Annotated in this window: 24 protein-coding genes, 2 tRNA genes and 1 pseudogene; 18 read left to right on the top strand and 9 right to left on the bottom strand. The window is 62.2% G+C overall.

Translation table 11 applies throughout. The annotated features are described in order from the left end of the window. Positions 1–13 precede the first annotated feature (13 nt). Positions 14–1,207 (top strand): NAD(P)/FAD-dependent oxidoreductase, encoded by a 1,194-nt coding sequence (locus tag AS9A_RS00910; protein WP_013804998.1) that lies wholly within the window; start codon positions 14–16, stop codon positions 1,205–1,207. 5 nt (positions 1,208–1,212) lie between these two features. Then, positions 1,213–2,148 (top strand): RNA polymerase sigma factor SigJ, encoded by a 936-nt coding sequence (gene sigJ, locus AS9A_RS00905; RefSeq protein ID WP_013804997.1) that lies wholly within the window; start codon positions 1,213–1,215, stop codon positions 2,146–2,148. Between the two features lie 15 nt (positions 2,149–2,163). On the opposite strand, the gene AS9A_RS00900 is transcribed toward sigJ, so the two are convergent. Together AS9A_RS00900 and AS9A_RS00895 are read right to left on the bottom strand one after the other, a co-directional pair. Beyond that, positions 2,164–2,850, bottom strand: a complete 687-nt coding sequence (locus tag AS9A_RS00900) for a hypothetical protein (protein ID WP_013804996.1) — start codon at positions 2,848–2,850, stop codon at positions 2,164–2,166. A gap of 36 nt (positions 2,851–2,886) precedes the next feature. Beyond that, the gene (locus tag AS9A_RS00895) at positions 2,887–3,105 is read right to left on the bottom strand and encodes a helix-hairpin-helix domain-containing protein (RefSeq protein WP_013804995.1); all 219 of its coding nucleotides are present in this window, start codon (positions 3,103–3,105) and stop codon (positions 2,887–2,889) included. A gap of 125 nt (positions 3,106–3,230) precedes the next feature. On the opposite strand from AS9A_RS00895, the gene AS9A_RS00890 reads away from it, so the two are divergent. Both AS9A_RS00890 and AS9A_RS00885 read left to right on the top strand, forming a co-directional pair. After that, positions 3,231–3,938 carry a winged helix-turn-helix transcriptional regulator gene (locus tag AS9A_RS00890; protein ID WP_013804994.1) on the top strand — a complete coding sequence of 236 codons (708 nt, stop codon included), beginning with the start codon at positions 3,231–3,233 and terminating at the stop codon, positions 3,936–3,938. Beyond that, positions 3,935–4,825 carry an alpha/beta fold hydrolase gene (locus tag AS9A_RS00885; protein ID WP_041450764.1) on the top strand — a complete coding sequence of 297 codons (891 nt, stop codon included), beginning with the start codon at positions 3,935–3,937 and terminating at the stop codon, positions 4,823–4,825. Before AS9A_RS00890 ends, AS9A_RS00885 begins: the two co-directional genes overlap by 4 nt. Before the next feature lie 125 nt (positions 4,826–4,950). Here AS9A_RS00885 and AS9A_RS00880 read toward each other — a convergent pair. The 3 genes from AS9A_RS00880 to AS9A_RS00870 form a co-directional block, all read right to left on the bottom strand. Next, positions 4,951–5,023: transfer RNA gene (locus tag AS9A_RS00880), tRNA-Arg, on the bottom strand. A gap of 31 nt (positions 5,024–5,054) precedes the next feature. Continuing rightward, positions 5,055–5,143 (bottom strand) — tRNA-Ser (locus AS9A_RS00875). Positions 5,144–5,224: 81 nt separating this feature from the next. Beyond that, a complete protein-coding gene (locus AS9A_RS00870; RefSeq protein WP_041450763.1) occupies positions 5,225–5,974 on the bottom strand; it encodes a dienelactone hydrolase family protein in 750 nt (249 codons plus the stop codon). 88 nt (positions 5,975–6,062) lie between these two features. On the opposite strand from AS9A_RS00870, the gene hisC reads away from it, so the two are divergent. From hisC to AS9A_RS00850, 4 genes are all read left to right on the top strand, one after another. After that, on the top strand, positions 6,063–7,166 hold the full coding sequence (gene hisC / locus AS9A_RS00865; RefSeq protein WP_013804990.1) for a histidinol-phosphate transaminase: 1,104 nt from the start codon (positions 6,063–6,065) through the stop codon (positions 7,164–7,166). Between the two features lie 161 nt (positions 7,167–7,327). Then, complete coding sequence (locus AS9A_RS00860; RefSeq protein ID WP_013804988.1) at positions 7,328–9,067, top strand: bifunctional metallophosphatase/5'-nucleotidase; 1,740 nt, start codon at positions 7,328–7,330, stop codon at positions 9,065–9,067. Positions 9,068–9,099: 32 nt separating this feature from the next. Continuing rightward, complete coding sequence (locus AS9A_RS00855; RefSeq protein ID WP_013804987.1) at positions 9,100–9,600, top strand: SRPBCC family protein; 501 nt, start codon at positions 9,100–9,102, stop codon at positions 9,598–9,600. Positions 9,601–9,705: 105 nt separating this feature from the next. Then, positions 9,706–10,950 carry a DUF2515 family protein gene (locus tag AS9A_RS00850; RefSeq protein WP_013804986.1) on the top strand — a complete coding sequence of 415 codons (1,245 nt, stop codon included), beginning with the start codon at positions 9,706–9,708 and terminating at the stop codon, positions 10,948–10,950. Positions 10,951–11,211: 261 nt separating this feature from the next. On the opposite strand, the gene dmpG is transcribed toward AS9A_RS00850, so the two are convergent. The 4 genes and pseudogenes from dmpG to AS9A_RS24900 form a co-directional block, all read right to left on the bottom strand. Beyond that, complete coding sequence (gene dmpG / locus AS9A_RS00845) at positions 11,212–12,255, bottom strand: 4-hydroxy-2-oxovalerate aldolase (protein ID WP_013804984.1); 1,044 nt, start codon at positions 12,253–12,255, stop codon at positions 11,212–11,214. Beyond that, on the bottom strand, positions 12,252–13,199 hold the full coding sequence (locus tag AS9A_RS00840; RefSeq protein ID WP_013804983.1) for an acetaldehyde dehydrogenase (acetylating): 948 nt from the start codon (positions 13,197–13,199) through the stop codon (positions 12,252–12,254). Before AS9A_RS00840 ends, dmpG begins: the two co-directional genes overlap by 4 nt. A 30-nt stretch (positions 13,200–13,229) precedes the next feature. Then, positions 13,230–14,024, bottom strand: a complete 795-nt coding sequence (locus AS9A_RS24905; RefSeq protein WP_041451340.1) for a 2-keto-4-pentenoate hydratase — start codon at positions 14,022–14,024, stop codon at positions 13,230–13,232. Between the two features lie 84 nt (positions 14,025–14,108). Then, a pseudogene (locus AS9A_RS24900) lies at positions 14,109–14,762 on the bottom strand (acetoacetate decarboxylase family protein); the annotation flags it as partial. A 396-nt stretch (positions 14,763–15,158) separates the two neighbouring features. Between AS9A_RS24900 and AS9A_RS00830 the strand changes: the two are divergent. The 10 genes from AS9A_RS00830 to AS9A_RS00785 all read left to right on the top strand — a co-directional run bounded on the left by AS9A_RS00830 (position 15,159) and on the right by AS9A_RS00785 (position 26,640). Further along, a complete protein-coding gene (locus tag AS9A_RS00830) occupies positions 15,159–16,040 on the top strand; it encodes an alpha/beta fold hydrolase (protein ID WP_013804980.1) in 882 nt (293 codons plus the stop codon). A 73-nt stretch (positions 16,041–16,113) separates the two neighbouring features. Beyond that, positions 16,114–17,100 (top strand): 3-carboxyethylcatechol 2,3-dioxygenase, encoded by a 987-nt coding sequence (locus AS9A_RS00825; RefSeq protein ID WP_013804979.1) that lies wholly within the window; start codon positions 16,114–16,116, stop codon positions 17,098–17,100. Next, positions 17,097–17,957, top strand: a complete 861-nt coding sequence (locus tag AS9A_RS00820; RefSeq protein ID WP_013804978.1) for an alpha/beta fold hydrolase — start codon at positions 17,097–17,099, stop codon at positions 17,955–17,957. The genes AS9A_RS00825 and AS9A_RS00820 overlap by 4 nt, the downstream gene beginning before the upstream one ends. A 153-nt stretch (positions 17,958–18,110) precedes the next feature. Then, the gene (locus AS9A_RS00815) at positions 18,111–18,878 is read left to right on the top strand and encodes an IclR family transcriptional regulator (protein WP_148262377.1); all 768 of its coding nucleotides are present in this window, start codon (positions 18,111–18,113) and stop codon (positions 18,876–18,878) included. Between the two features lie 216 nt (positions 18,879–19,094). Beyond that, on the top strand, positions 19,095–19,865 hold the full coding sequence (locus tag AS9A_RS00810; RefSeq protein WP_083826412.1) for an SDR family NAD(P)-dependent oxidoreductase: 771 nt from the start codon (positions 19,095–19,097) through the stop codon (positions 19,863–19,865). Positions 19,866–19,936: 71 nt separating this feature from the next. Beyond that, positions 19,937–20,782, top strand: a complete 846-nt coding sequence (locus tag AS9A_RS22510) for an MBL fold metallo-hydrolase (RefSeq protein WP_013804975.1) — start codon at positions 19,937–19,939, stop codon at positions 20,780–20,782. A gap of 404 nt (positions 20,783–21,186) precedes the next feature. Next, positions 21,187–21,942 carry an SDR family NAD(P)-dependent oxidoreductase gene (locus AS9A_RS00800; protein WP_041451335.1) on the top strand — a complete coding sequence of 252 codons (756 nt, stop codon included), beginning with the start codon at positions 21,187–21,189 and terminating at the stop codon, positions 21,940–21,942. Between the two features lie 76 nt (positions 21,943–22,018). Further along, on the top strand, positions 22,019–23,653 hold the full coding sequence (locus AS9A_RS00795) for a bifunctional 3-(3-hydroxy-phenyl)propionate/3-hydroxycinnamic acid hydroxylase (RefSeq protein WP_013804973.1): 1,635 nt from the start codon (positions 22,019–22,021) through the stop codon (positions 23,651–23,653). A 292-nt stretch (positions 23,654–23,945) separates the two neighbouring features. Then, a complete protein-coding gene (locus AS9A_RS00790; protein ID WP_013804972.1) occupies positions 23,946–25,763 on the top strand; it encodes an FAD-binding protein in 1,818 nt (605 codons plus the stop codon). Then, positions 25,723–26,640 carry an acetoacetate decarboxylase family protein gene (locus tag AS9A_RS00785; RefSeq protein WP_013804971.1) on the top strand — a complete coding sequence of 306 codons (918 nt, stop codon included), beginning with the start codon at positions 25,723–25,725 and terminating at the stop codon, positions 26,638–26,640. Before AS9A_RS00790 ends, AS9A_RS00785 begins: the two co-directional genes overlap by 41 nt. Positions 26,641–26,655 lie beyond the last annotated feature (15 nt).

The raw sequence follows: 26,655 nt of genomic DNA, 5'->3' as shown, positions 1-26,655 counted from the left end.
CAGGAGCTACGCCATGACACACCGCATCGTGGTCCTCGGGGCCGGTTACGCCGGAGCCCCCGCCGCCGGAGTCCTCGCTCGGCGTCTGCACCCCGCAGACTTCGAGATCACCGTGGTCAACGCCGAACCCGACTTCGTTGAGCGGATACGCCTGCACCAGCTCGCCGCCGGTCAGGCCCTGCAGCGTCACCAGTTGGCGGATATGTTCGCCGGCACCGGCATCCGGCTACAACTTGGGCGCGTCACGGCCGTCGATGCCGATCGGCGTACCGTCACCGTGACCGGCGACGAAGGCGCTGACCGCCTCGAGTACGACACCCTCCTATACACGCTTGGCAGTACCGCCGCCAGCCATGGAGTGCCCGGTGTCGACAGTTACGCCTTCCATGTCGCCGGACACTCGGCAGCGCTGCGTCTGCGCCAGCGCCTCGACGAGCTTGGCGAGAATGGAACGGTACTAGTCGTTGGCGGCAACCTGACCGCCATCGAAGCCGCTACCGAAATCGCCGAATCCCGGCCCGGACTGCACGTCGTCCTCGCCACCAGCGGCGAGCTGGGCGGCTGGCTCGGCCCCAAAGCGCGCCGACATTTGCTGCGCGCCTTCGACCGTTTCGGTATCGCGGTCCACGAGCACACAACCATTGATCACGTCGAGGCTGTGGGTGCCATGGCCTCAGATGGGACAGTTTTCCCGGCCGACGCGACCGTGTGGGCGGCGGGATTCGCCGTCCATCCCCTAGCCGCAGCAAGTGGTCTCAGTGTCGAAGACGACGGGCGGATCACCGTCGACCGCATGATGCGGTCGGTCTCACACCCGGAGGTCTACGCTGCCGGCGACAGCGTCTACACCATCGGCGATAACGGGCAGCCGCTGCCGATGTCCTGCGCTTCGGCGGGCTTCACCAGGATGCAGGCGACGGAGGCGATCGTCGGACACCTGACTGGTCGTAGGATCGCTCAAACCAAGTTGGCTTACTTCGGCAACTGCATCAGCCTCGGACAGAAAGACGCGATCCTTCAACTCGTCGACAACAACGCGACGTCCAAGTCCGGGTCGCTGCGGGGCCGTCCAGCAGCGCGGGTCAAAGCGGCCGTCCTTTGGGGCACCGTATGGGGCGCAGCCCACCCGACCTACGGGCTGCCGACTAGGAAGCGCCACCTGACAACCGCGAAGGACCATTCCGCGGAGACGGTCGTCGTAGGGTGACGCTCATGGACACCGCCACCGTGGAGCGTTTCGAGGCCAGCCGGACCCGGTTGGCCTCGCTGGCGTACCGTCTGCTCGGTTCCGCCGCCGACGCTGAGGACGTCGTACAGGACGCTTTCCTGCGTTGGCAAGCCGCCGACCGGGAGCGCATCGAGGTGGCCGAGGCATGGCTGACCAGGGTGGTCACCAACCTGTCTCTCGACCGGCTGCGTTCGGCAAAATCTCGGCGGGAACGCGCGGTCGGCGCATGGCTGCCTGAACCGCTCCTCGACGGCGACCCGATGCTGGGCCCGGCTGAAACCATCGAGCAGCGCGAATCGGTGACATTGGCGGTCCTGACTCTGATGGAGCGGCTCTCGCCGGTCGAGCGGGCCGTCTATGTCCTTAGGGAGGCGTTCTCCCACAGCCACGCCGAGATAGCCGAGATCCTGGATATCACCGAGTCCGCGAGCCAGCAGCACGCGCTGCGCGCTCGGCGCCGTATCGCAGCCGAGCGCAATGTCAGTGAAGTCGACGGTGCCTCCGCGCACCGAATCGTCGAGGCGTTCGTCGCCGCTGCCTCGTCGGGCCGCACCGAACGGCTACTGGAGTTGCTGACCGACGATGCGACCGCAATCACCGACGGCGCTGGCATGGCCGAGAAACTACTGCAGTTCTCGGGCTCCGAGCGGATCGCGATGATACTGCGAGCTGGCTTCAAACCAACTCCGGCGAAACGGAAACTCGCCGGAGGCACCCCTTCGATTCATTCCGGCGTGGTGAACGGTTCCCCGGCGATAATCGCCGCGATTGATGACCGGGTAGTTGGCGTGGTGGTCCTTGAGGTCCGTGACGACAAGGTCGCGATCGTGCGCGGCGTGGCCTCCCCGGCACGTCTCGGTCGCCTCACCGAGGAGTGGGCTCGACGCAAGCACACCGACCCAATTATCGAATCGTGGTGAGAGGTCAGCACTCACTTAACTCGTTGCGAACTTGTGGACGCCACGGGCAATGAGCACTCCGCCGGCGATGCCGGTTGCGGCGCCCACTGTCTGAAGTCCGCCAACGAAGATGCCGAAGACACCGACGAGCGGTCCGGAAACGCCGAATAGCCACGCACCTAGAGAGGAAACATGCGCAAGGGTGTGGGCAGCGCGAGCCAGGAGGACAGTCGAGAGGGCAAACAAAAGGGCTCCGCCAAGCAAAACTGAGATCGCGATCGGCGAGTACACATTTTCGTAGACAGCCTGGGCGCCTGCGTATCCGTCGATCTGGAGATCGCCGAGCGCAGGCTGGGCGAATGCAGCAGTGCCAAAACCCGCCAGCAATCCAGCGCTGCCGATCACTCCAGTGGCCACGCCCCACAGGGCCTGCCTAGGTCGAGCGCTACGGAGCACCAGCACCGCCCCGAGCGCTGACACGGCCAGCGCGAACAAAGCCTGCCCACCGATGCTCCCGATGACGTGCTGTAACAGAAAGCGATCTGTTGTCACGAACTGTGACCAGGCGCTGAACTCGCTCAGCGGATCGGGTTGATGCTCGAACGTTGTCCACAGCGTCAGCACGCTGAATACCGGAAGTAGCCACACGCCCCGGGAGATCATGCGAAGACGATCTCTATCGGGGTTGAGCTCCTGAACTGCTGGTGGATCACGGTGACTCATGTTTCTCCCATGACGCCGGGCTGAGGCCTTGGCTGACTACGAGTGGTCCGCGAAACGCAGGCCACGTTCAGTAAGTGCGGTACGAAGCAGTCTCACGGCTTTCGGGCCTACCCCGTGAAATGCGAGCAATTCACGCTCGCTTAGCGTCGCCACCTCCTCCATTGTGGTGATGCCGCGCGCGAGAAGTGCACTGTTAGCTGGTCTGCCGATGGGTGGGAGGTCACCGATTTGCTGAGGTACGTCGCGAGTGCTCACGACCGCAATTGTCGGTGAGAACGCACGCTTCGGCAGCAGAACAGCGAAACGCTCTTTGCGCGAAAGTTTATATTCTCAAGCTTTCACTATTGAAACTAAAGCAGTCACAAGTTTAGAGTGCAGGTATGCGCTCCTACCGGCAGTACTGCGCGGTTGCCAAGGCTCTTGATGTGGTGGGTGATCGCTGGACACTGCTTATCGTCCGGGAGTTGCTGCTTAGGGGCGGGTGCCGGTTCACCGACCTCCAACGAGGCTTGCCCGGAATCGCCACTAACCTGCTAAGTGAGCGCCTCAAGGAGCTCGAGCGGCACGAGATTGTCAGGCGCGAAGCGGCCGCTCCGCCGGTCGCCACCACTCTGTACCACCTGACCGACGCAGGCCGCGAGCTTGAGCCGGTGGTACGCGCTCTCCTGCGCTGGGGGGCGCGGTTCATGCCTAATCCCGCTGGTGACGAGGCCTTTCGGAGCCACTGGCTCACCTTCCCAGTGTCGGAGCTGCTGCGGGATTCCGAGCCTGACGGCCCGCCTGCCTCGATCGAGGTGCGCACACACGACCAACCCGCCGTCATCGAGATAGCCGCCGGTGAGGTCACCTCTCGAGTTGGTGCTGCGACTTCGCCGGACCTCGTACTCGAAGGTGACGCCCCGACGATCCTGGGGGTTCTCACCGGCATGCTCGGCATGACAGAGGCCCGCCAGCTCGGGCTGCGCACGGAAGGCTCTGCAGTGGTGCTCAGCAGGCTGCAGTACCGAGACCCAGCCCAAAGCGCCGCCGAACGCGGCATTGCGCGACACGTCAGCCATGTTCACCGCCCCGAAGAGGTCCAGTTATGACAAATCAGTGGTCCGCCGATACACGTCCGTCCTGGGTGGACGGTGAGCTGTTTCCCTTCCGAAGCCGTTTTTTGGAGATCGACGGCAACGCAATTCACTACATCGACGAAGGATCGGGACCGACGCTACTGTTCCTGCACGGCAATCCCACCTGGTCGTTTGTGTACCGCGATGTAATCCGCTCACTGCGGGACGAGTTCCGCTGCGTGGCACTCGACTATCCAGGTTTCGGCCTCTCCGTCGCTGCACCCGGCTATCGATATCTGCCCGATGAGCATGCCGACGTAGTCGTGGCCTTCATTGACCGCCTGGGCTTGTCAAACACCACCCTCATCGTCCACGACTGGGGTGGCCCGATCGGCCTATACGCGGCCGAGAAACGGCCGGACAAATTCGAACGCCTCGTCGTGGCCAACACGTGGGCGTGGCCATTCAACGGCGACCTGCGGGTCGAGCTGTTCTCCCGCCTTCTGGGTGGACCAGTCGGACGCGAGCTGATTCAGCGGTTCAACCTGTTCGTCAACGCGTTGATCCCCGCCGGGCATCGGCTGCGGAAGCTCGACGCCGCCGAGATGGCACACTATCGACAGCCTCTCGCCACGCCTGAACGGCGGGCCGCATCAGCCGTGTTCCCGCGGGCTATCACGGCAAGCCGTACCTTTCTTGCCGAGGTCGAAGCTGGGCTGGCTGACATCGCATCCCTTCCGGTCCTCATCGTGTGGGGCGACGCCGACATCGCGTTCCGGGCAACGGAACGTCAGCGATGGGAGCAGATTTTCGCCGATCACGACACAGTGATCATCGAAGGCGCCGGCCACTTCGTGCAGTCCGACGCACCGGATAAGGTCGCGGCGTCGATACGCCACTGGCTCCGGCCAGGAGGGTGACAGACCCCGCACCGCAACGGGCCGCTTCGGCGACACGTTCTGACAGAAGATCGCAGAACGAAGCCTCCTACAGAAACAACTAAACCCCCTGCTAAAGGGGGTTTAGTTGCTGTCTCAACCAGACGTGCGCCCGAGAGGATTCGAACCCCTAACCTTCTGATCCGTAGTCAGATGCTCTATCCGTTGAGCTACGAGCGCGTGTATTCAGTTATACCGGCTAGACCGGCGGCGGAGGCGAGAGGATTTGAACCTCCGGTCCCCTTTGAGGGGGACAACTCATTAGCAGTGAGCCCCATTCGGCCGCTCTGGCACGCCTCCCTGGGCCCCTTGCGTGGGCCACCGGAAAGACTACACATGTCTATACCGCTATTGCAAAACGCCTGCCCATACCCCGTTCCCTCATCGCAAGTTGCTGTCGAACCATTCGAAGATGTGCTGCCGGGCGGCGACTGCAGCCACTTCTGGTGAACCGTCTCCTGTGGCAGGTATGTCGTCAACGTCATCGGCACCTTTCGAGGTGAACCCGAAGCCTTCGTCGGGCCGGTGCCCGAGCCCTGGATACGTCACGATCAGCGTCGCCACGTTCGCGCGGGCAGCGGATTCCCGCAGTAGTTCGATCTCTGACGGCGGCGTCAGCGGGTCGTCCTCTCCGAAGATTCCCAGCCACGGCACCCGCAGTTCGCGGACAGCGTTGACAAGTGGCGGGGTCCCCGCCGCAACCGGCTCGGATATGCCGTGTGCCGCGATGCTGACGGCCGCTCCGATTCGCTGAGTAGTGCTGACGAGCGCCGCCGCCGTGCCTGCACTGTCGAATCCCAGCACGCCGACACAATCCGGGCGAATCCCCTCCCCGTGGAGCCACCCCTCCGCCGCAGCGAAGTCTTCAAATAGTGCGTCTCCGAAGACGGGATCGGTTGATTGGGGCTGCCTGTGAAAGAGATCGGGCGCCGTCACCGCCCAGCCCTCCTCGGCAAGATCTTCCATGAACTGAAAGAGGCTGCGGCTGAAGGAATGGGTTTCGTGCAGGAGCACAATGCCACCGCGCGCCCGTCCCTCCGGTTCCACAACTGTGAGCGGCACTCGTTGTTTCGCGCTACCCGGCAGGGCCGCTGATTCCTGCCGGACACGCACCATACGGATCCCCGACATATGTCTACTCTCCCACCGGTTTGTCCGTTTTTCGAGTGCCAGTCTCAGGCTGAGCCCGCGAACACGAGGACCAGATACTCTGACAGGCGTGAGTGATTCCGCACCGACGGCGCGCACCCGTCCTGATCTCGCCAGCATCCCCGTCTACGTTCCGGGCAAATCGTGGCCCGGTGCCATCAAACTGGCGAGCAATGAAACGTCGCCTGGGCCGCTTCCCAGCGTGGTGGAAGCGATCGGGGAAGCGGCAGCGTCGGTGAATCGCTATCCAGATAACGGTGCGATCGCGCTGAAAGCTGCCCTGGCGAACCATCTGAAGGTCGATCCGTCTCGAGTCTCTGTTGGTTGCGGGTCTGTCAGTCTCTGCCAGCAGCTCGTGCAGGCGACGTGTGGGCCGGGCGACGAAGTACTCTTCGCGTGGCGCTCGTTCGAGGCCTATCCGCTGGTCACTCTTGTCGCGGGCGCCACTCCGGTCCGTGTGCCTCTTGATTCCAGCGCTGTGCATGACCTCGACGCCATGCTCGCCGCGATCACGGACAGCACGCGGTTGATCTTCGTCTGCAATCCCAACAATCCAACGGGGACCGCAGTCGGTCGCGCAGCGCTGGAGCGGTTCCTGGATGCGGTGCCCGATCACATTCTGGTCGTGCTGGACGAAGCGTACTTCGAGTACTTGCGCCCTGAAGGGTTCGCGGAAGGGGACCAGCCCGACGGCGTCGTAATCAGCCGGAACCGCTCGAACGTTGTTGTTTTGCGCACTTTCTCGAAGGCCTACGGGCTTGCTGGGCTGCGCGTGGGGTATGCCGTCGGTCATCCGGAGGTCATCGCCACACTCGGGAAGGTGTACATCCCTTTCAGCGTCAACAGCATCGCGCAAGCAGCGGCGATCGCTTCTCTCTCAGTGGAGGATGAGCTGCTTGCGCGAACATCTGCGGTTGTCGACGAACGGGAGCGTGTGCGGCAGGCGCTCGTCGACGCCGGTTACTCCGTTCCGCAAACACAAGCGAATTTCGTGTGGCTCGATCTGGGTAGCGCTACTAGCGAGTTCGCGGCGCGCTGCGCTGAGGCTGGAGTTCTCATTCGCCCGTTTACCGATGAAGGTGCGCGGGTGACGGTCGGAGATCGCGATGAAGACGACGTATTTTTGCGGTTCGCAAGGAGCGCAGCCGCTGAGCGCGTTTTCGACGTTGTGTGACTAATATCAGCGGTTCATTCCAGCCACACCCGTGACAGAACTGTGACCGCAATGCGCCATGCTTGAGCACCGGTATGGCCTGACACTAGTAGTGATGGCCGAGATGCCGCGTGCGCCACACAGCGTGCGATGATGCCGCAACGACGAGGAAGGAGGAGGCCATGCCCAAAGCACGTGGCCCTGGCAACTCCTTCCCACGGCGCACACACGGCATCGCGGCAGGCGTAGCTGCTGTCGTTAGCGCCGCGGCCTTAACGTTGACGTCTGCGCCCACAGCGCTGGCAGCACCTGATATCCACCCACGTAATCAGCCGTCAGACGACGTCGAACTCCGGTTGCTCTCGTTCGGCGACCTTCGCGATGCGCTGCGGCCGCCAGAGGGAGATGCCGGCAGCATCGTGCAGTCGGACAATTCACGCGTTGAAGCTGGTGGCGCGGGCCATCTTGCTGCTTTCCTTGATCAACTCCGGCGACAGGCACCCCGGTCGCTGCTGTACTCCGCGGGCGGAAACATCGGGTTCGATAACGACAGCGCGTCCCGCGCCTTTCGGATGTTCTCCGGGGAACCGACCATCGATGTGCTGAACTCCTGGGACATTGCCGCATCCGCCGTCGGCGCACCCGAACTGGCTGAGGGACTGCCGGAACTGCTCCGGAAAGCGCAGGGCGGGTGCCACCCCGACCATGGTTGCCAGTTGAACGAAGAGTTCGCGGGCGCGAACTTCCCGCTCCTCGGCGCGAACCTCGTGGATGACGAGAACGAGCCCGTCACATTGCCCTTCTCCATCAATCACGTCGACGACATTCCAGTCGGAGCGATCGGTGTTCTCATGCGTGATGCGGCCACCGGCGCCGCCGAGGCAGGCGCGGCCGGGGATGAGATGCGGATCGAGGACGAGCTCGAGGCGATCGAGCGAACTGCCGAGGTCTTGGAGTTCTTTGGCGTCAAGGCAATCACTCTCCTTCTGTACGGCGATGCGGGACCGCGCGCTGAGGAAGGCCCGAATGGGTGCGGGCTGAGCGAGGGACCCGCGTATCAGCTCGCCTCGGACGCCAGCCCGAATGTTGACGTCATCTTCTCTGCCGGCGGGCCGGATGCATTCAACTGCACAGTGCGCGACCCTGCGGGTGTCGAACGGCCCTTCATTCGAGCAGCGTCAAACGGGCGGGCCATCTCGGTCGCGGACGTCGTCATCAACCGTGCAACCGGAGAAGTGCTCCGAGACCGGACCAGCGCATTCAACCAGGTCGTAACGCGCAATGTCCCTCCTGACCAAGAGACCGAAGACATCATCGCCCGCGCTGAGGAACGCGCGAGCGAGATCGGCGGGCGCCAGCTCGGCGAGATTAGTGGTGAAGCGCTGAGCGAACGCACCGACGCCGGTGAGTCATCCGCAGGCCGGATCCTCGCTGACGCCGCCCAACTCGCCGCTGCCGGTGCCGCGGACTCCCAAGCCACCTTGCTGCCCCCGTCAGCCTTGCCGGAGGACCTAGCGGAATCGATCACCTACGGTGACGCGTTCAGCGCTCCGCGCTCCGCCATGCTCGTGACGCTCACACTGACTGGCGCGCAATTGCAGGAGGTGCTCGAAGAGCAGTTCCGGGACGGTGGCGACGTCGTTCTCCAGCCTTCTGAAGATCTGACCTACGTGGTCGATCCGGACGCGAGCCCGGGTGAGCGGGTCACCGATCTCCAGATCAACGGGGAGTCCGTTCAGGCGACTGATACGTACCGCATCACCGTGACGGACCGGATCGCGGTTGGCGGATACGGCTTCACCGCACTCTCGTCGGGCACCGACCGGGTCGCGTCGACTACGACGAGTAAAGCGTTCACCGACTACATCAGCACCCGCTCCCCTGTCGCGGTGCCTGAGCAGGAGCGGATCGCGCTGCGCTGACCACGTCTGCACCCGCCCACTAGGGTGAGGATATGCCGCGCACCATGACTGTCTCAGAGTCAATCGACATCAGCGCACCCCCGGAGCAGATTTATGCGTTGATCAGCGACCCCACGCAAACAGGCAATTGGAGCCCGGAGAACACAGGCGCGCGGGTGACCAGCGCTCCACATTCGGCCGGAATGGTCTTTCACGGGACGAACAGGCGGGGGCCTTTTCGCTGGGTCACAGAATGCGTCGTCACCGGCGCCGACGCACCTACCCGGTTCCGTTTCCAGGTCCGAAAATGGGGTGTCGGTAAACCTTTCCTGACGGTCCCCGTCGCGACGTGGGAGTACCAGCTTGCGCCTACGCCGCACGGCACGCGCGTCACTGAAACGTGGATTGACGATCGGAGCGCCTGGCCCGATTCAGTCAGTGCTGTGGTCGACCGTTTGCTCACCGGTGGCCGCACGTTCGCGGAGTTCAACCGCCGCAACATCGCTGTGACGCTCAAGAACTTGAAGGCGGCGGTGGAAGCGGATCGCCGCTAGAAGCTTGGTTGACTGCACGCTTGCCCCGCAGAGCTAATTGGTGAAGACTGTCCCCAAATATTCTGGTGATGCGCGTCACCATTTTGCTCAGCGAGGAGCCCAACCGTGACAGGTGTATGCAGGCGTATCGGAGCCGCCGCCCTTGGCGTGCTGCTGTGCAGCATTCCACTCATATTCGCGATCCCTACCGCCACAGCGGCACCGTATTCGCAGTACCTCGACCTCGCCGAAGACAACAGCCTCGGGGAGCGCGGCGGTGGGTTCTCCTCCCAGCTGCCACTCGACCAGCAGACCTTGCGAAGCGCGCTCGACGACGCGCGCGCGGCCGGTGTCGCACCAAGCCGCTACGGCACACTGCTGCGCCAGTATTGGCTAACCGTAGCCGCCGACAACGCCGGGATCGACCTCGCCGAATGGGAGCCACACCGCGGGCTGACCGCAAACCTCGACACAGTCGACAAGGTCTACATCAATTATCTGCGGCTCTACAACGAGAACCCCGAGTTCTACTGGACCGGGATGGCTGGCCTCGCGGGGATCTCTTTCGCTGCGGGCTTCTGGGACCTCGACGACATCGGCCAGCTGCTCAGCGTTCCCGGCATTCATGAGCTTGGTAGCGCAGTAGCGGACGCACTCGCGGACCTCCCCTGGCAGATCGCGGAAGACATGCCGCGCGACGTCCACCTTCTCGCCACCGAAGGCAGCACAATCACCCAGGCCGACATCGACTGGTACCTGCACCGGCTGCTCATCAAACAACGCAACATCTTCATGGACATGGCTCCCCTGCACGAGGCCTACGTGGCGGGCGGCATGGCAGAAATCAATGAGCTTGCACAGAGCGGAGCCTACGACCCCTACATCATCCAAGCCTGGCAACTCCTCTCCAGCGGCACCCGTCAAGGGCTCGCCGAGGCGCTGCTCCGAATGGCATCACGCGAACAAAACCAGATCATTGCCGATCAGTGGGACGAAACCGCAGCAGGCCGCGGCAACAAAGGCCGGATACTGACGTACGTGACGACGGTCGGCGGCAATCCCGACGTGCCAGGCGCGTCACCGCTCGGCACGTTCCGGCCGCTCTCCGTCCATGCCACGATCGAGGGTCAACGCGTCGCAGTCCACACTCCGCTCCCCGCGTTCAACTGGGCCGACCGTGAACCGCGATGGGAGTACATCGAACAAGACCTCGTTCCCGCCTTCCGCACACTTGTGCAAGACAGGCCTGGGGACGCTGCACGCGCCCTCGGGGTGTCCTTCAAAGACCAGGCAAACTCCAACCGGATCCTCATGCGGCTTCCAGACTTCATCGTGCAAATGACGAGTGGCTGGGCGGTGGTGCCTGCATAAGGGGAACAGACCCCACCCCCCACCCCTGGTGACGTCTACGAAGTCACGGCGCGACATCGTCGTCGTGCGAATGGACCGTTACCCTCACCACGGCGTCGTTTTCGACGACTAGCCGACGAACCCTTGCTCCCACACGTATCGCAATATTGCGGTCCAGGCAGCTGGCGAGCAGAGCGCCGATCAAAGCTCCTCGCAAGTTCGGACGCCGGTGGACTAGCTGCCGGTTCGTGTAGAGCCGACAGCAGCATTCGTCGTGCGTGATTACTTTGACTTCGCCAGGTCCAGAGCGATGTCGGTGATGAGGTCTTCCTGCCCGCCGACGAGTCCGCGCTCTCCGACTGCGAGCAGAATCGTGCGGGTGTCCAGGCCGTACTGCTTCGCGGCAATCTCCGCGTGCCGCAGGAAGCTCGAGTACACACCGGCGTATCCGAGTGTGAGGGTCTCACGGTCGACCTGAACGGGCCGGTCTTGTAGCGGCCTGACGATGTCGTCGGCTGCATCCTGCAATCTGAAGAGGTCACAGCCATGCTTCCATCCGTGCAGCTCAGCCACCGCCACGAACGGTTCGATGGGGCAGTTACCGGCGCCAGCACCATGCCCCGCGAGTGAGGCGTCGACGCGGATCACGCCCTCCTCCACTGCGACGACGGAGTTCGCCACCGACAGTGAGAGATTCTGATGCGCGTGTATCCCGATCTGGGTCTTGGAGTCGAGTACATCGCGGTATGCACGCACACGCTGGCGGACTCCGTCCATCGTCAACCGGCCACCCGAATCGGTGACATAGACACACTGCGCACCATACGATTCCATCATCTTGGCTTGCTTCGCGAGCTGGTCGGGCTCGGCGAGGTGAGACATCATCAGAAAGCCGGACACATCCATTCCCAGTTCACGGGCTTTTCCGATGTGCTGTGCTGCGACGTCTGCTTCGGTGCAGTGGGTTGCCACACGGACCGAGGTGACGCCCATCGAGTAGGCACGTTCGAGTTCACTGACTGTCCCGACGCCCGGCAACAGCAAAGTGGTCAACTTGGCACGATGCACCACCGACGCAGCAGCTTCGATCCATTCCCAATCGGTGTTGCTTCCCGGCCCGTAGGTCAAACTATGCCCGGCCAGGCCGTCACCATGTGTCACCTCAAGTGCGTCGACACCGGCCCGATCGAGAGCGCCGGCCACGCGGGCTACGTCGGCAGGGCTGATTCGATGACGCATCGCGTGCATGCCGTCCCGGAGGGTGACGTCCTGAATGTAGAGAGCGGCCCCCTCAGAGGCGTTCGCGCGGCTCGAAGTGTCGGTCATCGTGCTGTCTCCAAATCTTTCTTTTCCGCCAATTTCTCGGCGACCTGCAGGGCGGCAGAGGTCATGATGTCCAGGTTTCCCGCGTATGCAGGGAGGTAGTGCGCAGCACCCTCGACCTCGAGGAACACCGATACCTTCCACAATCCAGGGCCTTTGTCGACACCGCCGGTGAGCGTGGAGACCGACTCGGCCTCGTCGAGTTCGGTGAACTGGACTTCTTGTTTGAGGCGGTATCCAGGAACGTATGCGGCGACCGAAGCGACCATGTCCTCGACTGACCGGCGAATCCGATCCTGATCGGGGTTGGTCACCAGCGCCAACACGGTGTCGCGCATGATCAGCGGAGGCTCGGCCGGGTTCATCACGATGATTGCTTTGCCGTGTTCTGCTCCGCCGACCTTTTCGATTGCTTCAGAGGTGGTTTCGGTGAATTCGTCGATGTTGGCGCGGGTACCTGGTCCTGCGGATTTCGAGGCGATGGACGCTACGATTTCGGCGTAGTGGACTGCTGTCACAGCAGAGATCGCCGCCACAATCGGGATGGTTGCCTGCCCACCGCAGGTAACCATGTTGACGTTGGGCGCATCGAGATGCTCGTTCAGGTTGACGGCGGGAACGACATAGGGGCCTACGGCCGCCGGGGTCAGGTCGATGATCCGTTTACCGAAGGGCCGCAGGGCCGCCTCGTTCGCGAGGTGCGCGGTCGCGGACGTCGAGTCGAAGATGATGTCGATGGAGTCGAACTCGGGGTGTTCGATCAGACCTTGGACGCCTCGGTCCACGGTGCTGATGCCCAATCGTCGCGCCCGTGCGAGCCCATCGGACTGGGGATCGATGCCAACCAGGACGGCCATCTCGACGTTCTTGGCGATGCTTTCGAGTTTGATGACCAGATCGGTGCCGATATTGCCGGACCCGACGACGGCCACTTTGGTGAGAGTCATGCTGATTCCTTCCATGAAATATTGGACAGTTCACGCGGTGGTGAAAGTGGCGCTCACGTCACCGATGCCCGTTATCGATGCGTGGTAGCTCCCCCCGGGAGAAACAGGAACGATGGGGCCGAGTGCACCGGAGAGGACTACATCGCCCTCGCGGAGAATCGAGCCGTACGCGCGGGAGGTGTTCGCCAACCACGCCAGCGCGTTCCAGGGGCTGCCCAAGCAGTCCGAGCCGCGGCCGTGGGATACTTCCTTTCCGTCCTCGAGCAGCGTCATAGTCACTTCGCTCAGAGGCGGTACTGCTTCGACCGGTAGCGATTGTCCGAGTACATACAGTCCGGACGATGCATTGTCCGCCACGGTGTCGGCGAGGCTGATGTCCCAATTGGCAACTCGGCTGTCGACGATCTCGAAGGCTGCGAAGACAGTCTGTACGTAGTGCGGTGCCGTCGCCGCGTCGATCTCGTCGGTGATGTCGTGGGACAGAACGAACGCTATTTCTGCCTCGATCCGCGGCTGCAGCAGCCGGGTGATGTCGATCGTCGGCTCGCCTGTGCAGTCCATGTCATCCAGGAGGACTCCGAAGTCAGGCTGATCGACGCCGAGCTGGTTTTGGACGGCCTGTGCCGTGAGCCCAATCTTTCGTCCGACTACCCTTTTCCCGCGAGCCAGCTCGGCTGCGATATTGACCGACTGAATTCGGTAGGCGGAGTCGATGTCGTGGGTTCCGATGAGATCTCGTATCGGTTGAGATGGGGTCTTGGTTGCAGCGGCGGCGGAGAGTCTGCCTGCCGCGGTGTCTACTACGCGTTGTGCCACGGTCGTCAGTGTGGTGTGGTGTTCGTCGAGTAGGTCGGCGAGGATGTAGCGGGCTCCGAAGTGTTCTTTTCGGGAGCTGGAGTCGTAGACGTAGGCGCCGGTGATGGCGTTGACGGGCAGGTCGGCGAGTTCGTCGAGTTCTCCGGAGTGCAGTTCGACGAATCCGGAGTCGGCGTGCCATGCGCGTGCGACGCGGTCTTCGGTGACGGGGTCGCTGATGACGATGGAGCGTTCGATGTATCCGGTGTAGTCGACGTTGGGGAATTCGCGGACTCCGAAGACGCCGAGGCTCGACTGGTTGAAGGCGCGTAGTTCGGTGTCGTCGACGGGGTCACCGGCGCGCAGGCCCAGTTTGATCAGTAGCTTGCCGCGGCGGATGACCTCGACGTTGAATTCGTGTGCCCCGGTGTGGGAAACCTTGATGTCGGCGAACTTCTTGAGCATTCCGAAGTGCAGTCCCCAGGGGCCCATTATGTCCATCGCGGTCTTGTCGCCGTAAAGTCCGTCGACGAATTCCCACCCTGCCACGCCCTTGCGGTCTCCCCATTGGGTGCGTGCGGTGAGCATCACTGCCTGGTAGGGGGTGTTGCGGCCGTCGTAGGCGTAGACCTCGGCGTTGGTGAAGTAGGAGATGGTGACGATCGGTGGCTCGGAGCGGTCGCTTTTCAGCGGTGGTGGGAGCACCAGAGATTCGATGGCGTCGTGAGTGGATTCGAACGTGATGTCGAAGTGGATGACGCTGGGCATGGCTTTCTGTTCGTAGGCGTACGCGTTGCCCGGGCGCACACCGAACAAGTTGAGCACGCTGCGCCCGATGGGTTCCTCAGTTGCGGGGATGTTCGACTGCGGTTCGGTGGTGCTCACGTCCGATGTCCTTTCGTTTCTTCTCATCTCACCCACCGTCGACGCCGTACCGAACGCGGTCGGAGGCGTTACGGCTCCGCAAACCGACAAAGATCTCGGTGTTGCAAATAGTGAACCGTGATGGGCGTTATTAGAATAGTATTAGTGTGATCCGCGCCTCTGTCAAGAGTGGGCCCGTCTGCGCGGTCGGTATATCGGAACAGCTCTTGCCTCTGCGTCCCGGAGGTGGTAGTCCATATATAGAAGAGTGATGTTCGATAAATGAGACCTACGGACTTCATGACGAGGCCACGGTCAGCAACAGAGGGGTGCATCGTGAATCAGGCCGAGCGAGGCGGGGGCCGTACCGTAAGCCGCAGAACCACCACGGTAGACGGACTCACCACCAGCTTTCTCGAGTCCGGCTCCGGCCCGACCGTCGTTCTACTGCACGGCGGGGAGTTCGGAGGCGAGGCAGAGGTGTGCTGGGAGCGGACGATCCCTGCACTCGCCGCGCACTTCCGCGTGATCGCCCCTGACCTTCTCGGGTTCGGCCACACAGCGAAAGTGGTGGACTTCGTCGACGGAAGGGGACGCCGGCTTCAGCACCTGTCCCGTTTTCTTCAGCAGATTGGCGCGGAAGGCGCGCCGTGCGTAGGAAACTCGATGGGCGGAATGCTGTTGCTGTTCGATGCCGCTTCTGCCTCACCACTTCTCGCTCCCTCGAAGATCGTCAGCATCACCGGAGGCGGCGACCTCACCGAGTCCGCGCACACCGAAGCTCTTTTCGACTACGACGGATCATTCGAGGGGATGCATCGAGTCGTCCAGGCCCTCTTCCACAGGCGAGAGTGGCTCGATGCGGCGTACGTCGAACGGCGCCGCCAGAACAGCCTCGCGCCAGGAGCGTGGGAGGCCGTCGCAGCAGCTCGATTCCGGCGTCCAGGACGCGTCAAAGAAACTCGTCCGAAGCAACCGATCGACTACTCGGCGATCACGACACCGACGTTGGTCGTCGAAGGTGTCGAAGACAAGATCAAGCCCACCGGGTGGTCTAAGACCGTCGCGGATTTGATGCCGAACGCGCGCAACGTACTCGTCGAGGGAGCAGGACATTGCCCACAACTGGAAAACCCCGATGTAGTGAACGAATTGCTGATCGAGTTTCTCGCCGATTCGTAGCTGGTCCGCCGCGCTCGGCGCGATCGCGTCACCGTTGTTACCACCAGCGTCATTCCTTTGAAAGGACACTTCGATGCCCGTAGCTCTTGTTGCGACGTCGCATTCACCCCTGATCGGGCTCAACGACCCGACGACCGAGATCCGAGACGAAGTTCGAGGCGTCCTCGACGATGCCCGCGCATTCGTGCGCGACTTCGACCCCGAACTCGTTGTCATGTTCGCACCGGATCACTACAACGGATTCTTCTACGACATGATGCCGCCCTTCTGCATCGGCGCTTCGGCGCACTCAGTAGGGGACTACGGGCTACCGACCGGCGACCTGAGCGTGGACAAGGCCGCCGCGTACGACATCGGAGCATCCGTACTCGCACAAGGCGTGGATCTCGCGATATCGGAAGACATGCAGGTGGACCACGGTTTCGTACAGCCGCTGCTGTTTTTGTTCGACACCCTGCAGTCGGTACCGATCGTTCCGATCTTCATCAACTGCGTGGCCTCACCGCTCGGCCCTGCTCGTCGAAGTATGGATCTCGGTTCGGCGGTGGGGGCCGCGCTCGCCGATGACGACCGCCGCATTCTTCTCGTCGGGTCGGGGGGTCTCTCGCACGACCCACCCGTGCCTCGGATGGAGGACGCCGCACCGGAAGTGATCGAACGGTTGCTTCTTCGAGGAAGAAATCCCAGTACGGAGCAACGCGCAACACGGGAAGAAAAAACTGTGAAAGCGGCGCGGGCGTATGCCGCGGGTGAAGCGGGCTACCGAGAACTGAATCCGGAGTGGGACAAATTGGTGCTGGATGCACTCAGTTCCGGCGACTTCGCTCGCATCGTTGACCACGACAACGACTGGTTCGTACGCGAGGGCGGGCACTCCTCGCATGAAATCCGAACGTGGATCGCGGCGTACGCGGCCCTGTCCGGTCAGGGTCCCTACCAGGTCCAATCCAGGTATTACCGTCCGATCAAGGAATGGTTCGCGGGATTCTCCACCACGATTGCAACCCCTGCTTCTGCACTCGCACATGCACGGGTATCCAACAAAGGAGTAGTTCGATGAGTATGTGGACGTCCTTCGACGAGGTCCCGTTCCGCGTCAGCTGGATCGACGTGGGCGAGTGGCGCACCCGGGTCCTCGACGCCGGGTCGGGGCCCGTTCTGGTTTTGCTGCACGGCACAGGCGGGCACCTCGAGGCATTCACCCGCAACATCCGAGCGCTCACCGAGCGCTTTCGTGTCATCGCCTACGACATGCCAGGGCACGGCTACACCACACACGCGCACACCGATATCGAGATCGGAACCTACGTCGATCATCTTGCGGAACTGCTCACGACGCTGGGCATCTCGCGAGCGCACCTGTGTGGCGAGTCACTCGGGGGTTGGGTGGCGATCAAGTTCGCCGAGCAATACCCCACGCTCGTCGATCGGATGGTGCTCAACACCCCAGGCGGCACGATGGCGACGCCGGAGGTGATGGAACGTATCCGTTCACTCAGTCAGGCTGCCGCGGACGATCCCTCGCCCGAGCGCGTGCGTTCGCGTCTGGAGTGGCTCATGGCCGACAACTCGTCCGTCACGGACGAACTAGTGGAAGTCCGGCGAGCGATCTACGCTCGCCCGGGTTTCAGTGAATCCATGAAGCACATTCTGTGCCTTCAGAACCCCGCCGTGCGAACACGTAACCTCGTTACCGAGGACACACTCGGCGCGGTGATTGCGCCAACCCTGGTGGTGTGGACCTCCGATGACCCCTCCGGTCCAGCCACTGCAGGTCGAACGATGGCGGAGCAGCTGCACAACGGCAGCTTCGCACTGATCGAGAATGCCGGTCACTGGCCACAGTGGGAGCAGCAGGAGCTGTACGACCAACTGATGCTCGACTTCCTCGCCCGCTCCGAAGTCCCAACCTCATGACCGCGCATCGAGAACGACACGGATATGTCGGTCGGCGAGCCGCACACAGACCACGGTGGGCGTTGCACCTCATGCGAGATCGGACGGTATGAAATGATTACGAGATCGGTCAAGGTCACCGAAGAGTCAGCACGCGGAAAGCGAGGTCGAGCCATGAATCCCAGAGCGAAAGCGGAATCGAATGCACGGCACGGCCTTGGTTCCTTACCCGCGAGCGACGACCCCGCAGCGGTCACAGCAGTCCGCCAGGGCGGCTCTCAAACCCTTGCGCGGGGCCTGTCAGCGCTGATGGCAGTAGTGGAATCAGCCGACGGAATGACCGTCCAGGACATCGCGAAATTGCTCGATGTGCACAGGTCGATCGCCTACCGCGTTGTGCAAACGCTTGTCGAATTCGATCTGGTGACGCAATCGCCGGACAAGGTATACCGCCCAGGTGCCCGGCTGGCTGCGCTATCCGAATCCTACCTACCGACTCTTCGCGCGATCGCAATTCCGGCAATGCGAGAGCTGGCGGAACGAGTGGGATGCACCGTCTCGCTGTTCGTCGCAGAAGGTGACAGTGCCGTCTCGATCGCGATGGCCGAGCCCACCACGGCCACCCACCACATCCGGTTTCGCTCCGGCATGCGTACGCCGCTCGATCGGGGTGCAGCCGGCTATGCGTTGCTCGCACAGAGTCCATTTCGTGACGGCGAACCGTCCCAGGTGACCAAAGCGCGCGTCGACGGGTACGCAACCAGTCACGGAGAGGTCGAGGAGGGCGCGCACGCCGTGGCGGCCGGGTTCTCGGTTCCGAATGTTCGGGCGTGCCTCAACGTCATGACCTATGTCGAGGAACAGGCCAAGCAAGCAGTGACCGAGGTACGTGACTGCGCAGCACTCATCGGCGAGCGCCTCGCCGCCGGCGATCTACGGTAGCAGCCCACTCATTTACACCTCATACGGTCGGCTGCGCGCCGACGTATGTCGCATCGCGCACCCGACCGGCCCCGCTCGGTTCTTTTCGGGTCGCCTGATCTCGAACCATTTCGGGTCTAGCCGACCACTACTGACTCTGCTCAGGCCCTCGCCCGACGCTCCTGCGGCAGGCTCTTTGACAGACGAACAATGGGCCTTAATCAATGAAATAAAACGATGATTTATAGAACGGATGCTCTCATGGGTGACATGGACGGCAAGGTCGGGTTGGTATTCGGGGGCGCGAACGGAATCGGCCGTGCCGGTGCGATTGCACTGGCCCGCCGGGGCGCTGACATTGTCATCGCCGACCGAGACCGCAAATCCGGAGAAGAGTTGGTTAGCAACCTGTCTCAGAAATACGGGAACGCAGCATTCGTCGACGTGGATGTCCTCGACGACGACTCGGTCGCGGCCGCCTACGCATCGACCGAGGAGCGTTTCAAGGCTGTTCACGCGGTCGTGAATTCGGCGGGCACTATCGCCCACAACGTCCCCGACGTGTTCGAGCGCAATATCAACATGTTGCTGTTGTCGGTGTATCGATCGATGCGATGCGCCGTGGACTCGCTCGGACGGGCCGGCGGGGGATCGGTGGTCAATATCGCCTCGATCGCCGGCATCACCGGATCGATCGGCGCACCCGGCTACGGACCCGCCAAGCACGGGGTGGTCGGCATGACCAAGGATTACGCGCTCAGTACGGCAAAGGACAACATTCGGGTCAACGTCGTGTGCCCAGGCTACGTCCTCACTCAACAGGTTTCACGGCTCGCACCGGACCAGGAGTCGAGCGATCGACTGATCAACGAGCAATTGCGTGTACCGATGCGGCGCTGGGGCAAGCCCGAAGAAATTGGGTCGGTCATCGGGTTTCTGTCCTCACCCGAAAGTTCCTTCATGACAGGTTCGGTCATCGTCGTCGACGGTGGACTCACGGCTCGCTGACCCGCTGCGACCACACAAACCCCACGACGGTCACACCGCGCCGTCGCTCGGCCAATTGGAAAGGATGCGAAATGATCATCGGAGACACGAAAATCGAAGCACTGATCGACGGCGAGGCGCTGATGCCGAAGGAATACCTCTACATCGGCGAAAACGCGCCGACCGAGGAGGACTGGTCGCCGTACACCGAGTACCTCGATACCTGTACCGGGCACCAGCTCAACTCGATCGGATCGTTCCTGATCCGTACCGGGGAACGTCTGATTCTCAACGACGCCGGGTCAGGGCCGAACGTGAAGGCGCCCTTCTCCGGCGGCGGACTGCGATCCGCACTCTGGGCCGCAGGTGTCAAACCAACCGACATCACCGACGTCATCTACTCGCACCTGCACCTCGACCACGTCGGATGGACGACGCTTGACGACAAACCGTTCTTTCCCAACGCAGACCTCTGGATCGACCGTCGCGATTGGCATCACTTCGCCGCCGATGACTACGAGATGCAGGAGTGGGAAGCTGCCGCAGTCGACCCCGTGCGCGACAAAATAGCCGCGAAATTCGCGCCGGTCCACGACCGAGTGAACCTATTCGAACCCGACACCGAGATCCTTCCCGGCGTCCGGGCGATGGACGCCGCCGGCCACACACCAGGCAACACGGTCTTCGAGTTGGTCTCTCGCGGTGAACGTGGACTGCTGATCGGCGATCTGGTGCACACCCAAGGCGAACTGGTCAACGGATGGGATCTCGCATTCAACGGAGATCATGCCCAATCCATCGAGACGATCGAGAAGTTCCGGAAGTACATCCTGGACAACAATATCCCCTTCGCTGCGGCGCACTTCCCCGGACTCCGGTGGGGTCGGCTCTGGATCGAACGCGGCACATCTCCGGCGATTGCGTACGCGACAATCTGATCTTTCGCTCCAACTTCGCGCTCCAACTGATAACCCGAGGTCCGAGAAACCCTCTCTCCGAGCGCCTGGGTTGCTCGGTGCCCTGTACACGCCGTCCCGACGCTCCACCTCGGGCTGGCGGCGGTCGGTGCCCTCACGCTCGCTGCTGTCGTGAATTGCCCGCATGCCGACGCGAATGAGTAGGTCGACAACGACTGTCTAACCACCCTGCTACCTAAGGTTTCGAGCTTGTACGCGAGCCCTCCCGCAGGTTGACACGGCGTGTGACCGCTGTTACATTTGTACATAACGATCACCGTGTTGCAAATAACGCACGCATTCTCGTCCGTCGGCCGCGGGGATCGGCACCCGGCTTGCACCGCGTCGGCCGGGATTTCTCCGACGACAACGAATGGACAATGGACATGGCAGATCGCGTGAAGGGCAAAGTTGCCTTGGTTACCGGTGCGGCGAGCGGAATGGGCGCTGCCGACATCCGGTTGCTCGCCGAAGAAGGCGCATCCGTCGTCGGCTGCGACGTGGACAAGGCGCGTCTCGATGCGCTCGTCGACGAACTCAGAGGCGAAGGCTTGGCGGTCACCGCTGCGACCCTCGATGTGTCCGATCCCGACGCCTGGACTGACGTCGTTCGTTTCACCGAGGAGACGTACGGCCCGATTTCGATCTTGGTGAACAACGCCGGCGTCTACGTCACGCCCGGTGTCGAGGACACCGACCAGTCGACATGGGATCGCACCATCGGCATCAACCAGAGCGGAGTGTTCTACGGAATGCGAGCCACCATTCCCTCCATGCGCCGCGCAGGAGGCGGGTCGATCGTCAACATCGCTTCCATTCACGGGATCGTCGGAACGGAGCTCGCGACCGCGTACCACGCCAGCAAGGGCGCAGTCCGGTCCTTGACCAAGCAGGCCGCATGCCAGTACGGCGTGGAGAACATCCGCGTGAACGCAATCGACCCCGGCATCATCGAAACCGCGATCGTGGCCAATGCGCGCCAGTTCGTGGATCTGGAGCCGATGAAGTCGCTCATTCCGCTCAAGCGTTTCGGCGACGCACGTGAAATTGCGAACGGAGTTCTTTTCCTTGGCTCCGACGAGTCCTCGTTCATCACCGGTACCGACCTGGTGATCGATGGCGGAATGATCGCCATCCAATAACAGCCCGCACGATCCCCCGCGCACCGATTCGGTGGCACCGAGAGGCGTTCACCTTGATTCATCCCGAAAGGTTCACATGTCCGAGATCAATAGAGTCGACGTAATCATCGTCGGGGCCGGACCGGTGGGGCTGACCCTGGCGAACATTCTCGGCCAGAACGGCGTCACCACAAAGGTTGTCGAAGAACGAGCAACACTCATCGACTACCCCCGAGGTGTCGGGTTGGACGATGAGTCGCTGCGAGCCTTCCAGGCTGTAGGCCTCGCCCACGCCATAGTGCCGCACACCGTCCCCAACCAGGTGATGCGCTTCGTCAACAGCAAGCGCCGTGTGATCGCCGAGATCGCACCGAGCACCCAGCCTTACGGGTGGCCCAGGCGAAACGGTTTCGTCCAGCCTCTCGTCGATGCGGAACTACTGGAAGGGTTGGGCCGCTTCTCGAATGTCAGTGTCGAGTGGGGCCAGGCGGTCTTGGGCCTGACCGATCGAGGTGACCGTGTCGAGGTCGTCACAAGCAACAACGGTCAATTACAAACGATCGAGGCGTCCTACGTCGTGGGCTGCGACGGCGGACGCTCGGTAACTCGCCGACTCATCGACACCACGTTCGAAGGCACCACCTCGCCTACCCGGTGGCTGGTCATCGACATCGCGAACGACCCGCTCGGCACCCCGAACATCTATGTCGGGGCGGACCCCTCTCGGCCCTTCGTTTCCGTCGCCATCGCGCACGGCATCAGGCGGTTCGAGTTCATGGTCAAAGACGACGAGAGCACCGAAGAGGCGAACACACCGGCGTATCTGCATGCGCGTCTGAAAGACTTCCTGCCCCGGCCTGAGACGGTGGAGATCATTCGGAGCCGGGTCTACACCCACCATTCACGAATTGCCGGTTCGTTCCGCAAAGGCCGGGTCTTCCTCGCCGGAGACGCGGCGCATCTGATGCCGGTGTGGCAGGGCCAGGGCTACAACAGTGGAATCCGCGACGCGAACAACCTGGGTTGGAAACTTGCGGCAGTGGTCAACGGCCTCGCGGCGGACCGGTTGCTCGACAGCTACGACACCGAGCGACGTAAACACGCGCAATCGATGATCGACCTCTCGACCATGGTCGGCAAAGTGATTTCACCGACCAACCGTGTGGTCGCTGGAATCCGCGACGCATTCCTGCTTAGCGCCTCGCGAATCCCCTCGCTCAAGAGATACATCATGGAAATGCGGTTCAAGCCGATGCCCAGCTACCAGACTGGCGCGGTCGTTCACGAATTCTCCTCGAAAGGCCGACTGTCGTCCGCCAGCTCCTCGGGGGTGGGGTCGCTGTTCGTGCAACCGAAGGTCACTCTGCGCGGAGGTGACGTGCACAAACTCGACGAGGTGCTGGGCACCGGTTTCTCCGTCCTCGCCTGGGGAAATTCGCCCAAGAGGATCTTGGACAAGGACGTCGCCGCCGATTGGTTGGGCCTGGGGGCAAGGTTCGTAACTGCGCTCCCGCTTTCGCAGCTTCATTGGAACGACGATGACGATCCCGACGTCACCGTAGTTGCAGACACCGAGGACGTCTTGAGGCAATGGTTCGATTCTCACGACGACGCAGTTCTGTTCATACGACCTGATCGGGCCATCGCGGGATCGTGCATCGCTCAAGACGCCGACGCATTGGCTCGCAAGTTGATCGACACGCTGGGTATGCGCAGCCCCGAACGTAGCTGAGCCTGATCCGACTGCGAATGAGACAGCACGCCACGGCGACATCACGCTGGGGCGTGCTGCGTTCGTTTTCCGTGGTGCCACTCTCGCGTTCGGCACGGTTCGAAGTCGACTCTTCCCCGAGGCGTACAGGGTTGACAGCGATGCAGATCACAGAAATACTGACTCAATAACGACTAAGAACATTCGTTATTTGCACGTGAGCCACTGTCAAAGTCCGGCACGATGGCTTCGGACCTCACTTGAATGTCACGGCGTTCTGCGGGACAGCAACGAGAAGGGAGACACCGGACTCATGGCTGGTGATCGAACATTGAAAGAGACCACATTCGATGTGGTGGTAGTTGGCTCGGGCGCAGGAGGGATGACGGCTGCACTTGCGGCGAACAAGCGCGGCCTGGACACGGTGGTGATCGAGAAGGGTGAATTCTACGGCGGATCCACCGCGTTGTCCGGCGGTGGAATCTGGGCGCCCGGCGCGAAAGCGATGACGCGCAGGGGGCACGTACCGGATCCCGCTGGGGTTTTCACCTACCTGAAAACCATCACCGATGGACTGGTGTCCGACGAACGGCTTCGGGCGTACGTGGATTCCGCGCCAGCGATGATGGACGAGTTGGAATCAGTGAGCAACTGGCTCGAATTCGTCTGGAAGCCTGGTTATCCCGACTACTATCCGGATCTGCCAGGTGGATCAGCGGTAGGTGCCACCATGAATGTCAATCCCATCGACCTACGGAAGCTGGGCGACCTCCGGGACGAGCTCATTCCTCCGCTTGCCCTGGCACCGAAGGGTATCTACCTTGGTCCCCTGGAACTGCGTGACTTCTATCGAATCCGCCAGTCCTACAAAGGAAAACTGGTTCTGCTTCGCTTGCTGTGGCGAATGGTCAAGGCGCGTGTGACGGGCGAGCAGATCGTCGCGATAGGCCAGGCCCTGGTCGCACGTCTGCGTCTGGCAATGCGGGATCAGGGTATTCCCTTGTGGCTGAACAGTCCGATGACCGGCCTCGTGGTAGACGACGGCAGAATCGTCGGTGTCGAGATCGAGCGTGACGGGCATCCGGAGACCATCTACGCGCGCGGTGGCGTCATCATCGCCAGTGGTGGATTCGACCACAACATGCCGATGAGGCAGCGATACCAACCCACGATTGCCCAGGACTGGAGCATGGGCAATCGATACGCCGAGGGCGATGGCATCGAGGCTGCTCAAAAGACCGGTGCCGCCGTTGATCTCATGGACGAAGCGTGGTGGTTCCCGGCAATCGAATGGCCCGACGGGCGGTTGCAGTTCATGCTGAATGAACGAATGATTCCCGGGCAGTTCATCGTCAACGGTGCGGGCGAGAGGTTCGTCAACGAAGCGGCCCCCTACACCGATTTCGGCCATGCGGTGATCGAAGGACAGCGATCGGGCACCACTCACATACCCAGCTGGCTGATCATCGATTCACGATCGTGGCGGAAGTATCTGTTCGCTGGTCACCTCCCACTGCCCAAGATCCCGTTCGCACCGGTCCCGACCGGAACCAAACCTCCGAAGGCGTGGTTGGAGACGGATGTAGTCCAAAGCGCATCGACGTGGCCGGAACTGGCCAGAAAGATCGGTGTCCCGGTCGAAGCACTCAACCGCACAGCGGATCGGTTCAACAACTTCGCCCGAGCCGGAGTCGATAGTGACTTTCACCGCGGCGAGTCCGCATACGACAACTACTACGGCGACGTCACCTTGAGCAATCCGAACCTTGCGCCGCTGGAGTCACCACCCTTCTACGCATTCAAGATCGTTCCAGGCGACCTCGGAACCAACGGCGGAATCCTCACCGACGAACGCGGCCGCGCTTTGGACGAAACGGGAAATCCCATAGAGGGACTCTACGCAACCGGCAACGTCGCGGCATCCGTCATGGGCCGAAGCTACGCAGGCGCAGGCGCCACCATCGGCCCAGCGATGACCTTCGGCTACATCGCAGCGAAACACATCGCCGCGACCGCAGATACTCATCCACACAAAGCCGCGAAGTCGGCAGCCGATCGCCTCGATGAGAAGAAACGAAAGGACATCGGACGTGAGCACCACCGAACCGCAGTCGAACATCCCCGCAACTGAGGAACCCATCGGGCGCAGCGTGCTCAACTTGTTCGGTGTGCGCCCGGGCAACGCGTACGCCTACGAACAGAAAGCCATGCCCAGCGTCATCCACTTCGACATCACGTTCGAATCCACTCACGACGCCATCGAATCTCTGGTGCTCCCACCACCGCTGAAAAGCGACCGCTCCGAGCCACCGATCGTCACCATCTCCTACTTCACCAACGCCGAGGTCTACGCCTACGACGGCCGCAACACCCCCTACCAGGCAGTGATGCTCACCGCACGCACCCAATGGGGAGACCGCAAGGGCGTGGCAGGGTGGGAATTCGTCGACGGACTTTACGGCGACAAGACCGCGATGGACATAATGGGCCCCTGGGGACTGCACTTCGGAATGCTCAAGAAGTTCGCCGACATCAAGGTTTCCCACACCGGGGCACACGAATTCAACGTCGAGGTCATCCGCCGCGGCAAGCTACTGATCAAACTGGGCCTGCGCGCCGGTGACCCCGTCGACGACACCGAACTACGCGCCTTCAACCAGTCGAGCCTCGGCGTCTTCGGAGTCCGCGAATTCCCCAACGTCGACTACACCGGATACATCGAACGCTCCATCGTCATCAGCGACCCCGTCACCGAAGACCGCGTCGCACGCGCATGGCACGCCGACTCCGGATTCGTCGAACTGCACTCCGGAGAACTCGACGAACTCGCCGACCTGCCCGTCAACGCCATCACCGGCGCCTACGTCTACGACTCCAGCTCCCGAAAAGAACACTTCGGAGCCCGCTACATCCTCGCCGACCTACTCGACGAACACCACACCACGCAAGCACCAGCACCAGCACCAGCACCAGCACCAGCACCAGCACCAGCACCAGCAACGCACTGAAAACAACTGCGGGTC

The sequence above is a fragment of the Hoyosella subflava DQS3-9A1 genome (assembly GCF_000214175.1).
GTDB classification, from domain to species: domain Bacteria; phylum Actinomycetota; class Actinomycetes; order Mycobacteriales; family Mycobacteriaceae; genus Hoyosella; species Hoyosella subflava.
This window is presented reverse-complemented; position numbering and strand designations above follow the sequence as displayed.

Coding starts and splice junctions, on each gene's coding strand:
- sigJ (WP_013804997.1), top strand. CDS start 1,213: ATGGACACCGCCACCGTGGAGCGTTTCGAGGCCAGCCGGACCCGGTTG.
- AS9A_RS00790 (WP_013804972.1), top strand. CDS start 23,946: ATGGCTGGTGATCGAACATTGAAAGAGACCACATTCGATGTGGTGGTA.
- AS9A_RS00885 (WP_041450764.1), top strand. CDS start 3,935: ATGACAAATCAGTGGTCCGCCGATACACGTCCGTCCTGGGTGGACGGT.
- AS9A_RS00855 (WP_013804987.1), top strand. CDS start 9,100: ATGCCGCGCACCATGACTGTCTCAGAGTCAATCGACATCAGCGCACCC.
- AS9A_RS00800 (WP_041451335.1), top strand. CDS start 21,187: ATGGCAGATCGCGTGAAGGGCAAAGTTGCCTTGGTTACCGGTGCGGCG.
- AS9A_RS00840 (WP_013804983.1), bottom strand. CDS start 13,199: ATGACTCTCACCAAAGTGGCCGTCGTCGGGTCCGGCAATATCGGCACC.
- AS9A_RS00830 (WP_013804980.1), top strand. CDS start 15,159: ATGACGAGGCCACGGTCAGCAACAGAGGGGTGCATCGTGAATCAGGCC.
- AS9A_RS00810 (WP_083826412.1), top strand. CDS start 19,095: ATGATTTATAGAACGGATGCTCTCATGGGTGACATGGACGGCAAGGTC.
- AS9A_RS00900 (WP_013804996.1), bottom strand. CDS start 2,850: ATGAGTCACCGTGATCCACCAGCAGTTCAGGAGCTCAACCCCGATAGA.
- AS9A_RS00820 (WP_013804978.1), top strand. CDS start 17,097: ATGAGTATGTGGACGTCCTTCGACGAGGTCCCGTTCCGCGTCAGCTGG.
- AS9A_RS00910 (WP_013804998.1), top strand. CDS start 14: ATGACACACCGCATCGTGGTCCTCGGGGCCGGTTACGCCGGAGCCCCC.
- AS9A_RS00870 (WP_041450763.1), bottom strand. CDS start 5,974: ATGTCGGGGATCCGTATGGTGCGTGTCCGGCAGGAATCAGCGGCCCTG.
- AS9A_RS00890 (WP_013804994.1), top strand. CDS start 3,231: ATGCGCTCCTACCGGCAGTACTGCGCGGTTGCCAAGGCTCTTGATGTG.
- AS9A_RS00860 (WP_013804988.1), top strand. CDS start 7,328: ATGCCCAAAGCACGTGGCCCTGGCAACTCCTTCCCACGGCGCACACAC.
- AS9A_RS00795 (WP_013804973.1), top strand. CDS start 22,019: ATGTCCGAGATCAATAGAGTCGACGTAATCATCGTCGGGGCCGGACCG.
- AS9A_RS22510 (WP_013804975.1), top strand. CDS start 19,937: ATGATCATCGGAGACACGAAAATCGAAGCACTGATCGACGGCGAGGCG.
- AS9A_RS00815 (WP_148262377.1), top strand. CDS start 18,111: ATGAATCCCAGAGCGAAAGCGGAATCGAATGCACGGCACGGCCTTGGT.
- dmpG (WP_013804984.1), bottom strand. CDS start 12,255: ATGACCGACACTTCGAGCCGCGCGAACGCCTCTGAGGGGGCCGCTCTC.
- AS9A_RS00825 (WP_013804979.1), top strand. CDS start 16,114: ATGCCCGTAGCTCTTGTTGCGACGTCGCATTCACCCCTGATCGGGCTC.